This window comes from Bacillus sp. AFS073361 (genome assembly GCF_002567005.1).
Lineage (GTDB): Bacteria > Bacillota > Bacilli > Bacillales > Cytobacillaceae > Neobacillus.
Genome location: NZ_NUZU01000221.1, coordinates 1 through 385, shown reverse-complemented (window position 1 = coordinate 385; position 385 = coordinate 1). Strand labels below are relative to the sequence as shown.

Below are 385 nucleotides of genomic sequence, written 5' to 3'. Positions count from 1 at the left end.
TATCTTTCAAAGATTATGCCGGGGTAGCTCAATTGGTAGAGCAACTGACTTGTAATCAGTAGGTTGGGGGTTCAAGTCCTCTCGCCGGCACCATTAGTACGAGCCATTAGCTCAGTTGGTAGAGCATCTGACTTTTAATCAGAGGGTCGAAGGTTCGAGTCCTTCATGGCTCACTTTTAAAAATAATTGCGGAAGTAGTTCAGTGGTAGAACACCACCTTGCCAAGGTGGGGGTCGCGGGTTCGAATCCCGTCTTCCGCTCCAACATACGCCGGGGTGGCGGAACTGGCAGACGCACAGGACTTAAAATCCTGCGGTAGGTGACTACCGTACCGGTTCGATTCCGGTCCTCGGCACCATTAAGTGAATTAAATTCATTTGCGCCC

General features: G+C 50.4%; 4 tRNA genes. All 4 read left to right on the top strand.

The window, feature by feature from the left end:
• Positions 1 to 17 precede the first annotated feature (17 nt).
• Positions 18 to 93 (top strand) — tRNA-Thr (locus tag COJ96_RS26770).
• 7 nt (positions 94 to 100) lie between these two features.
• A tRNA-Lys gene (locus COJ96_RS26765) sits at positions 101 to 173 on the top strand.
• A 15-nt stretch (positions 174 to 188) separates the two neighbouring features.
• Positions 189 to 263 (top strand) — tRNA-Gly (locus COJ96_RS26760).
• A gap of 6 nt (positions 264 to 269) precedes the next feature.
• Positions 270 to 358 (top strand) — tRNA-Leu (locus COJ96_RS26755).
• Positions 359 to 385 lie beyond the last annotated feature (27 nt).